Genomic DNA, 11686 nt, shown 5'->3' with positions numbered 1-11686 from the left:
CTCCGCGCTCGCGTACTGGACGGATTCAACCCGAGTGCAGCACCAGTCCCGGCGCTGGCCTTCGCTGCTGCAGCGCCATGCTCAGTGCCGACATCACCAGGTCGGCCGGCATGGTCGGTGCCATCGACCAGCCCACGACCTTGCGCGAGTACAAGTCCAGCACGACCGCCAGATACAGCCAGCCTTGAGCCGTGCGGATATAGGTTATGTCCGAAGTCCAGGCCCGATTCGGCTCGGCCACGTCGAATTGCCGGTCCAGCACGTTCTCTGCCACTGGCAGCGTGTGCTTGCTGTCAGTCGTCGACACGAACTTACGCTTCCAGGTCGCGCGCAAGCCCGCTTCGCGCATCGGCCTACGAATCCGGTAGCGGCCAAGGCGCACCCCTTGTTCCCGCACCGCATGCATGACACGCCGGCTGCCGTAGCTGGCGCCGCTCGCAGCGAACGCCGCTTTGACGTGGGTCTGCTCCTGCAGAGTCTTCATGCTTGGCTTGGCGCGGCGGTGCGCATAGTAGCCCGAGCGGCTCACCTGCAATACCCGGCAGGCGTTACTGACCGATACGGCCTCCTGTTGCAAGTGGGCTACCACCCGGTAGCTCACTTCAGTTCCCGCGCAAAGAAGGCCGAGGCTTTTTTTAGCAAGGCGTTATCCTCGCGCAGTTGCCGATTCTCCGCCTCCAGTTGCCGGATGCGCTGCTGTTCCGCCGTCAGCGGCTTGCCCACGCCAGGCCCGCCGGCGCACTCTGCATCGTACTGCGCCATCCAGCGCCGAACGGCCGTCTCACCAAGCTCCATCGACCGGCAAATCTCGCTGACCGATAATCCTTGGTCTCGCACCATCCGTACTACTTCCAGCTTGAAGCTGGCGTCAAATTGTCGGCGCCTTCTTGTCATCTATCTTTTTTCCTCGTCGATTCCGGATTGTCCTCCTATCGACCTGTCCGAGGAAATTAGACCACCACAGTGATAGGGCTCCGGGCCTGGGTAGGAACGGAGGGGCCCCGGCTGGCTCCCAGGGAAGGGTGGCTCTCCCTGCGTAATGTCGAACGACGGAAAGGTCCTGTCGTTAGGCTCCTCCGCAGGGATGCTCTGAGGGGAGAGCAGTTCGACGGCCCGCCAATACTTCAGAACGGATGTCTGTGGGAGCGAATCGGACATTTCGACAATCTTGGTGAATTTCGACAGATTCCGAATTCTGCAATATACCGGTCGGCGCCGTCTATTTTCATGTCACCCGTGCCGTCAAGAAAACCCAGCGAAATGGTTTATTTTCGTCTAGGAAAATGGTTTAGCTGACATGCGCCCGCGCAACGGCTTGAGCAGATGCGACAGGCCGTTGTGGTCCAGTTCATGCATCAGCGCCAGCAGCGCGCCGATCTGCCCCGGCGGGAAGCCCTCGCGCGCGAACCAGTTCAGGTAATTGCCTGGCAGGTCGGCGATCACCGTGCCTTTGTGTTTTCCAAAAGGCATGGTGACGGTGACCAGCCGCTTCAGGGCGTCGGCGTCGAAATCGGTCATGGTGGGCGCAAAGTCGGAAGGCTCCACGCTATCACAGTCAGAATGTGCTCGTGATGCCGATTCGACCAAGCCGTTGAACGTCTTCCCCGGCAAGCGGTGGACCTCGCGGATCCGGGCGGGCGCACTACCTGGCGGTCATCTCCCACTTTCTCGCGAGGCCGAGCCGCTCGAATCGTTCGAAGAGGAAGTCGATGAAGACGCGAATCTTGGCCGGCTGATGGCGGCGGCACTGATACGCGACGTTGATCGTCAGCTTGGGCAGTTGCCAATCCGCCAGGATAGGCACCAGCCGGCCGGCAACGATGTCTTCGTAGATGATGTAGAGCGGCTGCACCAGGATGCCATGGCCCGCCAGGGCCGCCGCGCGGATCACCTGGCCTTCATTGGAGTCGAGCACGCTGGTCACAGGTACGGTTGCCGTTTCGTCGCCTCGCCGGAAATGAAGCAGGTAGGGATCATTGGCAAGGTTGTAAATGAGCATCTGATGCTGCCGCAAGGCATCTGGCGCATCTGGCATGCCGCGCTCTGCAAGGTAGCCAGGCGAAGCCGCCAGTACGCGACGCGTCTCGGCCAGCTTTCGCACCGTGATCCCTGAATCCCCCTCATGTTCGCGTGTCCGGATGGCGACATCGATCCCGGCCTCGATAAAGTCAGGATAGCGATTGGCAGCAATGATCTGGACCGCCAGGTTCGGATAGCACGCCCGAAATGCCGGCAATGCCGGCGCGAGATGGATCATCGCGAAGGATGCCGATGCGGTCACGCGAAGCACGCCGGTTGGATTGAGCGTGGCCTCGTTGATGGCGGCCTCGGCTTCGGCCATTTCAGCCAGCATCCCGGCACAGCGCCGGTGGTATTCACGGCCGGCATCCGTGAGCCAGAGCCGACGCGTCGTGCGCTCGACCAGGCGCGCTCCCAGGCGCTCTTCCAGCGCATTGAGGCAGCGAGTGGCTGCCGCGCTGGACATGCCGAGTTGCTCCGCCGCCTTAGTGAGGCTGCCGAGTTCCGCAACCTGCACAAAAAACTCAATCTGCGTCCACTTGTCCATCAATTCTTCCGGCTAGAGGAGAACACTACTTCGCTTCCGCCTCTTTTTACCTGTGGAGGAAGGAATTAATGTTAGCAGCAAGCGAGAAGCAGAAAACATGCGGAGACACCCGAAATGCGAAATCTCAATGAAGACACGATCACGCAGGCGGTGCTTGCGTCGATGGCGAACTGCCGTGATGCGCGCCTGCGCACCGTGATGACCAGTCTCGTCCAGCATTTGCATGCCTTCGCGCGTGATGTGAAGCTGAGCGAGGAAGAATGGTTCGCGGCCATTCGTTTTCTGACTTCGGTGGGCCACATCACCGATGACAAGCGCCAGGAATTCATCCTGCTATCCGATGTGCTTGGCCTGTCGATGCTGGTGACGGCACAAAACAATGTGAAACCGGCTGGCTGCACCGAGTCCACTGTATTTGGCCCGTTCTACGTGGAAGACAGTCCCGCGTACGACAGCGGCGCGGATATCTCGAATGGCGCGCAAGGCCAGCCTTGCTTTGTGCGCGGGCAGGTGCGGGACCGGGAGGGGACGGCCATTCCGGATGCCGCCATCGAAGTCTGGCAGGCGGACCAGCACGGCCACTATGACGTGCAGATTCCGGGCCCTGACGGCGAGCCCACCCACCGTGCGCGCGGGCGTTTGCGGACCAGCGAAGACGGCAGGTTCTCGTTTCGCTCGATCCTGGCCGAACCCTATCCGATTCCGCACGACGGTCCGGTCGGCGCGCTGCTGGAGGCGCTTGGCCGCCATCCCTGGCGGCCTGCCCACCTGCACTTCATGATCAGCGCACCGGGTTGCGAGACGCTGATCACCCATGTCTTTCGCGACGGTGACCGCTACCTCGACTCCGACGCCGTATTTGGCGTGCGCTCGACGCTGGTGGCTGACTGGGTGCAGCACCCGCCGGGCATTACGCCTGATGGCAGCTTGCTCAAGGTCCCTTACTACACCCTCGATTTTGATTTTGTCCTGAGCCGCGCGCACGAACGAAAATGATCAAGCACATCGTTATGTGGAAGGTGAAGGGTGATACCGCGCACGAGCGGGCCGATGCCCAGCAACGCATCAAGGCGGCGTTCGAGGCCTTGGCCGGCCGCATTCCAGGCCTGCGCCACGTGGAGGTCGGCATCGACGTGAGCCGCGTTGACTACGCGTGCGACACAGTGCTCCTTGCCGAGTTCGAATCGCTTGCGGCGCTCAAGGCCTACGCCGATCACCCGGAGCACCTTCGCATTCGCGAGCAGCTGGCAGGGCTGCGCATCGCCCGCCACCAGGTCGACTACACCATTGATTGAGGATGCAACATGGAAACAGCACTGGAATTCGTCTACCAGGCGGCGCCTGCCAGGGTCGTATTTGGCGCGGGTAGCCTGCAGCACCTGGAGCGCGAGATCGGCCTGCTCGGTGCGCAGCGCGCGCTGGTCTTGTGCACGCCCGAGCAGCGCGATGGGGCGCAGGCGATCATGGCATCCCTTGGCCAGCGCGCCGCAGGCCTGTTCGACCGCGCAGTCATGCATGTGCCGATCGCCACGGCCCGTGAAGCACGCGAGCTTGCCCTGGCCTGCAATGCCGACTGTGCCATCGCGTTTGGCGGCGGTTCGACGATCGGGCTCGGGAAGGCGATTGCCCTGGAAAGCAGCATTCCCATCCTGGCGATCCCCACCACCTATGCCGGCAGCGAGATGACCCCGATCTACGGCGTTACCGAGGGCGGGGTCAAGCGCACCGGCAGCGATATGCGGGTGCTGCCACGGACGGTGATCTACGACCCGGAACTGACCCTGACCCTGCCGGTCGACCTGTCCGTGACCAGCGGCATCAACGCCATCGCGCATGCCGCCGAGGGACTCTATGCCAGCAATGCCAATCCGATCACCAGCCTGTTTGCTGAAGAAGGAATCCGTGCCCTGGGCCAGGGCTTGCCTGGCATCCATCGCGACGCCGCCGATATTGCGGCCCGCGGCCATGCGCTCTACGGCGCATGGCTGTGCGGAATGGTCCTTGCCAACGTTGGCATGGCACTGCACCACAAGCTTTGCCACACACTCGGTGGCAGCTTCAACCTGCCGCACGCCCAGACCCACACGGTGGTGCTGCCACATGCGCTGGCGTTCAACGCGGACTTTGCGCCGCAGGCAATGCAGCGGATCGCCCGCGCCCTGGGCACTGACAATGCCGCGCGCGGCGTCCATGACCTGGCGAGCAAGCTTGGGGCACCGACGTCGCTGCGTGAGCTCGGCATGGCGCACGCAGACCTGGACCGCGCCGCGGAGATTGCCAGCGCCAATCCCTACTGGAATCCCCGCCCGATTTCCCGGGAGGACTTGCGCGCGCTGCTGCAGGACGCCTTCGACGGAACACGCCCGTAATGCGCAACTCGCCGAGCTGCCACGGGACAGCGGCCCCCAAAAACTAATACAGATGGAGACAAAGCATGAGCATCAATCCGAAGCAAACACCCGAGCCGACCGCAGAAGCCTTCGACGTCGCCGTGATCGGATATGGCCCAACCGGACTCGTCGCGGCCTCGCTGCTGGGCCAGGCTGGCTACAAGGTGGTTGTCATTGAACGCTGGCCCACGCCTTACGGCCTGCCGCGCCTGACCCATATCGATGGCGAGACGGCACGGATCGTCCAGGCGTGCGGAGACGTTGACCAGGCCCTGCGCGATGCCTGCGGGCTGGGTCCCTATCAGTATCGCAATGCCGGCGATGAACTCCTGATCGAATTGGACTGGACCGGCCATGCGTGCGGCTTCCCGGCCCATATCTCGATTTACCAGCCCGATATCGAAGACGCCATTCATCAGCGCGCGGCAAGCTTTCCCGGGGTTGAGATCCTTCGCGGCTGGGAGGCAGAGACGCTCAGGCAGGACGAGAATGGCGTCAGGATCTCCGCGCACCTCTGGCGCGGCGCGCAGGACTCACAATGGACGACACCGTCGCGCGAGTTCATCGCAAAGTACGTGATTGGCGCCGACGGGGCGAACAGCTTTGTCCGCCGCAGTCTGTGCATCGAACGCGACGACTTCGGGCAGAACGAGCGCTGGTTGAACCTTGATTCGGAGAACAAGCGGGACCTTGGCGAGAAGTTCTCGCTCACGACCATCTACTGCGACCCGGCGCGGGCCCATATGTACATGCCGATCGGCACCCGGCGTACCCGCTTCGAACTGCGTGTGCTGCCTGGCGAGGATACTGCCTACTGGGAGGATGAGGCCGTCGGCTGGCGCTGGCTGAAGGAGCAGCATGGCCTGGGCCCGGAAGACATGCGCCTGTTGCGCCATGTCGTCTACACGTTCGAAACCCGCATGGCGCACCGGTGGCGCGACGGCCGGATCTTTCTGGCCGGCGATGCGGCGCATACGATGATGCCCTATATGGGGCAAGGCGCGTGTTCGGGTATGCGAGACGGCATCAACCTGGCCTGGAAGCTGGACCTGGTGCTCAGCGGCCGAAGCGCGCCGGGTCTGCTGGATACGTATGAAGAAGAGCGCAGGCCCCACGTCAGCAAGATCATGGAGATGGCGAAATTCCTTGGCAAGGTTGCCAACGAAGACGATCCGCAAAAGGTCGCCGAACGCGACGCCGCATTCCGGGCCCGGTCGATTCCCCCGATGCCGCCGTTTCCCAGGCTCGAAGCCGGCATCGTGCACGCGGAGGCGAATGGCAGCCTGTTGCCCGCGATCGGTACGCCCGCTCCGCAGGGGCGTGTGCGCAAGGGTGAAGTCGAAGGGCGCCTCGATGATGTGGTCGGCCATGGCTTCCTGCTGATCGCTCTTGACGATCCGGTGCGCTACCTCGACGAGGGCCAGCTCGGTTTCCTTGAGCAACTCGGCTGCCATATCGTCGTGCTGTCCGGCGCGGCTTCGATACCCGGGGCAGTGGTGGAACTCGATGGCGCCCAGGCAGCGTTCATGCGCGCGCATGGCATGCAGGCCTACATCAGCCGGCCGGACTTTGCTGTCTTCGGCGGCGTTTCCGACCTGGCGCATCTGCCCGGCCTGGTCGATTCCCTGCGCCAGAAGCTGCACTGGCGCGGTGCGGCGCAATCCAGCATGCTGGCGGGGACCAGCGCAGCGGCTGTTTCGTGAGCGCGGGAGCGATGATGACGACAACGGCTTCTTCGGCGGCGCTGGCGTTCCAGCGGGCGATGCCGGTCACACGCTTGCTGGATTGCGGCATGGACTATGCCGACGCGGTCCGGCTGTTCGACGCCACCAGCCGGGGAGAGGATTGGGATCGCGTGGCCGAGTCGCTCGCCGACGCTCAGCTGGGGCGCGCCGAACACGCTGCCAGGGCCGGCCACCTGGTGACAGCCGCCCAGTCCCAGTCCATGGCGATTGCCGACCTGGTCTTTGCGCAGATGGCCTTCAATCACGATGTGCCACGAAAACTCGGCTTGTACAGTCGACTGGTGGCTGCCACGCACCAGCTTTGCCACTGGTCCGAACAAGGCCTCGAGCGCATTGAGCTTCCATTCGCAAACGGTCGCCTGACAGGGTGGCTGATGCGCCCGCCAGCCGGCCACGCGCGCGGCACCGTGCTGCTCTTTGGCGGGCAGAGCGGCTGGGGGGTGGCATACCTGCCGCTGGCACGGGCCCTGGCAGAGCGCGGTCTCGCCACGCTGATGGCGGAAGGTCCGGGGCAGGGCGAAACCCGGCTGGTCCACGGCATTCATGTCGACGTGGATATTCCCGCGGCCTACCGGTGCTTTGTGTCACGGATAGCCGAGGATGCATCGCTTGGCGTCCCCGGCATCTGGGGGAACAGCGTAGGCGGGCTCTGGGCGGCAGCCACGGCAGCCACGGACGACAGGATCCGGGCATGCTGCATCAACGGTGCCCTCGCAGCACCCACACTGCTGCCGTTCCGGACGTTCGAGGAGCAGGCGGCCGCCATGCTGGGCAGCAGGGATCAGGCGGCCATCCAGGCCAACTTCGAACGCATGCGTTTTCACTCGCACCGCGACAGGATCTCTTGCCCGCTGCTCGTGCTGCATGGCGGCGCGGATCCATTGGTGAAGCTGGAAGACCAGCAGCCCTTCCTGGACGCGGCGCTCACGGACGACGTGACGCTACGAATCTGGCCGGATGGCGAGCATACGATCTACAACCACGCGGCCGAGCGGACTGCGCTGGTGGCCGATTGGTTCGCGGATCGGCTCTGCTGAACGGACGCCGCGCGCCGTCAAGCGCGCCGGATCTTCGCTTCTTCCACAGCCGCGCGCACGCACTCGGCCAGCAACTCTGATGCCCGGGTGCGCGTCGCGCGGGCCGTGCGCGCGATCACCAGCGGCTGGCGCACGGTGTCTTCCCGTATCGGCTTTTCCACGACTGCGGTGACCTGGGACGACGCCGGCGCCTGCGTGATCAGCAGCGCCGCGCCCAGTCCGTTCGCCACCATGCCGCGCGCCAGTTCCAGCGAAGTCGCGCGGTAGCGCACCTCGGGCTGCAGCCCGAATTGCCAGAACGGCGCCATCAGGAATTCACGGCTGTGCGGCAGGTCGATCAGGATCAGCGGTTCCTGCGCCAGTTCGTGCAGCGACAGGCTGCCTTTGCGCCTGGCCAGCCGCGAGCCCGCGGGCAGCAGGCAATAGGGCCGCAGCTCTGCCAGCAGTTCGCGCTCGATGTCATCGGGCATGCCCACGTCGTAGGTCAGCGCCAGCTCGATCTGCCCGCCGTGCAGCCAGTCTTCCAACTGGGCGAGATCGCCTTCGACAAAGCGTACTGACAGCTTGGGATAGCGCTCGCGTGCAAGGCGCAGCACCACCGGCAGGTAGACCGGCGCCAGCGTGCGGAACACGCCGATCTGCACCTCGCCCGCCGCGGCATCGCCGCTCTTGTCCATTTCAAATGCCGTTGCTGCCCCAAGGATGTGGCGCGCTTCCGCCAGCTTGCGCACGCCGAAGCGGGTCAGGGTCATCCTTGCGCCGACATCGCGGGCGAACAGGGCTTCCTCGAACAGCGTCTCCAGTTCGCGGATGGCAACGGAGATGGAGGGCTGCGAGACGTTCAGCAGCCGCGCCGCCGCCGTGGTGCTGCCGGTTTCCGCCGCCGCGGCGAAGTAGCGCAACAGCCGCAAGGAGACACGCATCAGGAAATCCTATAGGTGCTAGTCGAATTCAATATTTTACTTGATAGCCTGCGCTGCGCAGAATCGGTGTCACTGAAACGCAAGCCCGCGGGCTTGCAAGCCCTGGAGGCCAAGACGTGACCCATTCCGACCTGCCGCTTGCCGGCATCCGCGTGATCGATTTCTCGCGCGTGCTGGCCGGCCCTTACTGCACGGCGCTGCTCGGCGATCTTGGCGCCGAGGTGATCAAGATCGAACCGCCTGGTGGCGACGACTACCGCGCGGTCGGTCCCTTTGTCGATGGCAAGAGCGGCCTGTTCTCTGCCATGAACCGCAACAAGCAGAGCATCGTGATCGACCTGAAGACGGCAGCGGGCCTGGAGCTGGCGCGCTCGCTCTGCGCCCGGGCCGACGTGGTGGTCGAGAACTTCCGCCCGGGTGTCGCCGACAAGCTGGGCATCGGCTATGAGGCGCTGCGTGCGCTGAATCCGGCGGTGGTCTACGCCAGCGTGTCGGGCTTCGGCCAGACCGGCCCGGAATCGCACCGCCCTGCCTACGACATCATCCTGCAGGCAATGTGCGGGCTGATGGATGCCACCGGCGCCCCGGACGGCACCCCGACCATGCTGGGCGAGGCTGTCTCCGATGCCGTCAGCGGCCTGTTCGCCTCATGGGGCGTGCTGGCCGCGCTGCTGGCGCGCGAGAAGACCGGGCGGGGCACGCATGTCGATGTCTCGATGTTCGACGCCACCCTGAGCCTGAGCGCCACCCTGGTTGCGCGCTATGCCGCGACCGGCCTGGCGCCGCGGCGCGTCGGCAACCGCCATCCCTCGTCCGCGCCGTTCGGCGTGTACCGCGCCGCGGACGGCTTCTATGTGGTGGCGGTGCTGAACAACAAGCTGTTCCAGGCGCTGGCCAATGCCATCGGCCGGCCGGAGATGGCGCAGGATCCGCGCTTTGCCGACGACGAGACGCGCTGCCGCTTCGAGGGCGATCTGCGCGCCGGTCTCGAAGCCTGGTCGGCCGGCCTTTCCGTGGCCGAGGTGAACCGCCTGCTGAGCGAGGCGGGCATTCCTGTCGCGCCCATCCGCAACGTCAAGGAAGCCCTGGAAAGCGACCATGCCGCCCACCGCGGCCTGCTTACCGAAGTGCCTGAGCTGGAGGGCGGCACCGTGCGGCTGCCCTCGCAGCCGGTGAAGTTCTCCGGCTACGGCGCCAACCGCGTGACGCCCGCGCCGTCGCTGGGGCAGCACACCGAAGCCATCCTGGCCGAGCTGGCCAACGTTGCCACGGCGCATCCGCAAGTGTTCAGCAAGGAGAAACAACATGCATAAACGACTGGGCGTCGAGCCGGGCGATCTGGAAATCGCCGATGCCATCGGCCGCTTCGCGCAAAGCGAACTGGCCCCGAAGGCGGCCGAGGTGGACCGGGCCGAAACCTCCACCACGTGCTATGTGCCGCAACTTGCCGAACTCGGCCTGTTGGGGATGAACCTGCCGGAACGCTGGGGCGGGACCGAGACCTCGCCCGTGGCACTGATCCTGTCGCTGGTGGAAGTTGCCAAGGCCTGCGCCTCTACCTCGTCGATGATCGGCGCGCACTATTTGGCTACCGATTCCATCCTGATCGGCGGCGACGACAGCCTGCGCGAGCGCTACCTGCCGGACGCGGCCGCCGGCATCAAGCTGGGCGCCTTTGCGCTGACCGAGCCGCGCGCCGGCTCCAACCCGGCCGACATGGCCACGCGCGCCACCCCGGAGGGCGACGGCTACCGCCTGCGCGGGGTCAAGCACTTCATCTCCAACGCGGACGCGGCGGACTTTGTCGTCGTCTACGCCAAGACCGATCCCGCCGCGGGCACGCGCGGCATCAGCGCCTTCGTGGTGGACCGGCACAGCGAGGGCGTGCAGATCGCGCCCGCCGAGAAACTGATGGGCATTCGCGGGGCGCCGGCCCATGAGGTGGCGCTGGACTGCTTCGTCCCTGCCGCCAACCGGCTGGGCCCGGAAGGCACGGGCTTCCGTACCGCGATGAAGGTGCTGGACAACAGCCGCCTGGACGTGGCCGCCACCAGCCTGGGCATTGCCGAGGCAGCGCTGGCGTGCGCGGCGGACTGGGCCAGGCAGCGCCAGGTCGGCGGCGAGCCGCTGGCGCGCAAGCAAGGCCTGCAATGGATGTTCGCCGACATGCGCACGCGGCTGGAAGCGGCCTGGCTGCTGACCCTGCAGGCGGCGGTGCGGCGCCGGGACGGAGAGCCCTTCACCGAGCAGGCGTCGATGGCCAAGCTCTATGCCTCGGAGATGGTCGGCTTTGTCACCGACGCCGCGCTGCAGATCCACGGCGGCTACGGCTTCACGCGCGAAATGCCGCTGGAGCGGCTGGTGCGCGACGCGCGGATCCTGCGCATCTATGAAGGCTCGTCGGAAATCCAGCGGACGGTGATCGCGCGCGCGGTGCTGGCGTAAGCGCCGCTGCAGATCCGACGGCGGGGATCAGGGCGTGGCAGGCGTGTCGGGGCTGTCAGGCGTGGCGGCGGGCGCGGCAAGGGTGTCAGGCGTGGCAGCGGGCGTGGCAGGCTTGGCTTTCCGCGGCCGGTTGCCCGCACCGCGGCGGGCCTTCAGCTGCTGGGCCCGCTTGGCATCCGCCAGGCTGACGACGCCGGCCTCATTGCCGTCCAGGTCCAGCCGCTTGGCGCCTTCCACCATGCACGACCAATAGCGTGCGCCGCTGCACCAGGTGCGGATCGCTTCACGCAGCTCCGCCTCGGTCAGGGCAAGCCTGGCCGCGTGCTGGGCCAGATCCTCGAACGTGCCGACCTTCAGCGGCACCTTGGGCGCCGGGTTCTTCGGAAACGCCTTGGGGAAGTGCTTCTGCAGCCGGGCAATGGAATGCACCACCGGATCGACGGGCGGCTTGGCGGGCGCGGCAGCCTGCGCGGCAGCCGGCGCGGGGCGCCGGCGCTTGCCTTCCGTACGTGATTCGGCCTTCGCCTTGCTTGCCAGTTGGTCCCTTAGTGCTGCGAGTTGTTCAAAGCCCATGATATTT

General features: G+C 65.4%; 11 protein-coding genes and 1 pseudogene. 7 read left to right on the top strand and 5 right to left on the bottom strand.

From position 1 onward, the window contains the following. From CF68_RS38875 to CF68_RS34315, 3 genes and pseudogenes are all read right to left on the bottom strand, one after another. Positions 1 to 894, bottom strand: a pseudogene (locus CF68_RS38875) (IS3 family transposase); the annotation flags it as partial. 381 nt (positions 895 to 1275) lie between these two features. After that, entirely contained in the window at positions 1276 to 1518 is a 243-nt protein-coding gene (locus CF68_RS34320; protein WP_035827839.1) for a DUF3820 family protein, read from the bottom strand. Between the two features lie 124 nt (positions 1519 to 1642). Continuing rightward, complete coding sequence (locus CF68_RS34315) at positions 1643 to 2566, bottom strand: LysR family transcriptional regulator (RefSeq protein WP_035827838.1); 924 nt, start codon at positions 2564 to 2566, stop codon at positions 1643 to 1645. 114 nt (positions 2567 to 2680) lie between these two features. Between CF68_RS34315 and CF68_RS34310 the strand changes: the two genes are divergently transcribed. The 5 genes from CF68_RS34310 (at position 2681) to CF68_RS34290 (ending at position 7738) form a co-directional block, all read left to right on the top strand. Beyond that, positions 2681 to 3562: an intradiol ring-cleavage dioxygenase gene (locus tag CF68_RS34310; RefSeq protein ID WP_035827836.1), complete on the top strand. Its 882-nt coding sequence runs from the start codon at positions 2681 to 2683 to the stop codon at positions 3560 to 3562. Beyond that, a complete protein-coding gene (locus tag CF68_RS34305; protein WP_035827835.1) occupies positions 3559 to 3861 on the top strand; it encodes a Dabb family protein in 303 nt (100 codons plus the stop codon). Before CF68_RS34310 ends, CF68_RS34305 begins: the two co-directional genes overlap by 4 nt. Before the next feature lie 9 nt (positions 3862 to 3870). Then, positions 3871 to 4935, top strand: a complete 1065-nt coding sequence (locus CF68_RS34300; protein ID WP_035827834.1) for a maleylacetate reductase — start codon at positions 3871 to 3873, stop codon at positions 4933 to 4935. Between the two features lie 65 nt (positions 4936 to 5000). Beyond that, entirely contained in the window at positions 5001 to 6659 is a 1659-nt protein-coding gene (locus CF68_RS34295; RefSeq protein WP_051591820.1) for a bifunctional 3-(3-hydroxy-phenyl)propionate/3-hydroxycinnamic acid hydroxylase, read from the top strand. An 11-nt stretch (positions 6660 to 6670) separates the two neighbouring features. After that, a complete protein-coding gene (locus CF68_RS34290; protein WP_235205982.1) occupies positions 6671 to 7738 on the top strand; it encodes a S9 family peptidase in 1068 nt (355 codons plus the stop codon). 17 nt (positions 7739 to 7755) lie between these two features. On the opposite strand, the gene CF68_RS34285 is transcribed toward CF68_RS34290, so the two are convergent. Further along, on the bottom strand, positions 7756 to 8661 hold the full coding sequence (locus CF68_RS34285) for a LysR family transcriptional regulator (RefSeq protein ID WP_035827833.1): 906 nt from the start codon (positions 8659 to 8661) through the stop codon (positions 7756 to 7758). Positions 8662 to 8777: 116 nt separating this feature from the next. Between CF68_RS34285 and CF68_RS34280 the strand changes: the two genes are divergently transcribed. Further along, entirely contained in the window at positions 8778 to 9974 is a 1197-nt protein-coding gene (locus CF68_RS34280) for a CaiB/BaiF CoA-transferase family protein (protein WP_035827832.1), read from the top strand. Continuing rightward, positions 9967 to 11106, top strand: coding sequence for an acyl-CoA dehydrogenase family protein (locus CF68_RS34275; protein ID WP_035827830.1), 1140 nt, complete (start codon positions 9967 to 9969; stop codon positions 11104 to 11106). Before CF68_RS34280 ends, CF68_RS34275 begins: the two co-directional genes overlap by 8 nt. 27 nt (positions 11107 to 11133) lie before the next feature. Here the strand turns inward: CF68_RS34275 and CF68_RS34270 are convergent, their stop codons facing one another. Continuing rightward, positions 11134 to 11679, bottom strand: coding sequence for a ProQ/FinO family protein (locus tag CF68_RS34270; protein WP_035827828.1), 546 nt, complete (start codon positions 11677 to 11679; stop codon positions 11134 to 11136). Between the last annotated feature and the right edge of the window lie 7 nt (positions 11680 to 11686).

This window comes from Cupriavidus sp. SK-4, from assembly GCF_000611125.1.
GTDB classification, from domain to species: Bacteria; Pseudomonadota; Gammaproteobacteria; order Burkholderiales; family Burkholderiaceae; genus Cupriavidus; species Cupriavidus necator.
Note: the sequence above shows the minus strand (reverse complement) of the source record. Positions and strands in the feature narration are given on the sequence as shown.

Excerpts from the sequence above, each read along its gene's own strand:
- CF68_RS34320 (WP_035827839.1), bottom strand. The coding sequence starts at position 1,518 with ATGACCGATTTCGACGCCGACGCCCTGAAGCGGCTGGTCACCGTCACC.
- CF68_RS34315 (WP_035827838.1), bottom strand. The coding sequence starts at position 2,566 with ATGGACAAGTGGACGCAGATTGAGTTTTTTGTGCAGGTTGCGGAACTC.
- CF68_RS34310 (WP_035827836.1), top strand. The coding sequence starts at position 2,681 with ATGCGAAATCTCAATGAAGACACGATCACGCAGGCGGTGCTTGCGTCG.
- CF68_RS34305 (WP_035827835.1), top strand. The coding sequence starts at position 3,559 with ATGATCAAGCACATCGTTATGTGGAAGGTGAAGGGTGATACCGCGCAC.
- CF68_RS34300 (WP_035827834.1), top strand. The coding sequence starts at position 3,871 with ATGGAAACAGCACTGGAATTCGTCTACCAGGCGGCGCCTGCCAGGGTC.
- CF68_RS34295 (WP_051591820.1), top strand. The coding sequence starts at position 5,001 with ATGAGCATCAATCCGAAGCAAACACCCGAGCCGACCGCAGAAGCCTTC.
- CF68_RS34290 (WP_235205982.1), top strand. The coding sequence starts at position 6,671 with ATGATGACGACAACGGCTTCTTCGGCGGCGCTGGCGTTCCAGCGGGCG.
- CF68_RS34285 (WP_035827833.1), bottom strand. The coding sequence starts at position 8,661 with ATGCGTGTCTCCTTGCGGCTGTTGCGCTACTTCGCCGCGGCGGCGGAA.
- CF68_RS34275 (WP_035827830.1), top strand. The coding sequence starts at position 9,967 with ATGCATAAACGACTGGGCGTCGAGCCGGGCGATCTGGAAATCGCCGAT.
- CF68_RS34270 (WP_035827828.1), bottom strand. The coding sequence starts at position 11,679 with ATGGGCTTTGAACAACTCGCAGCACTAAGGGACCAACTGGCAAGCAAG.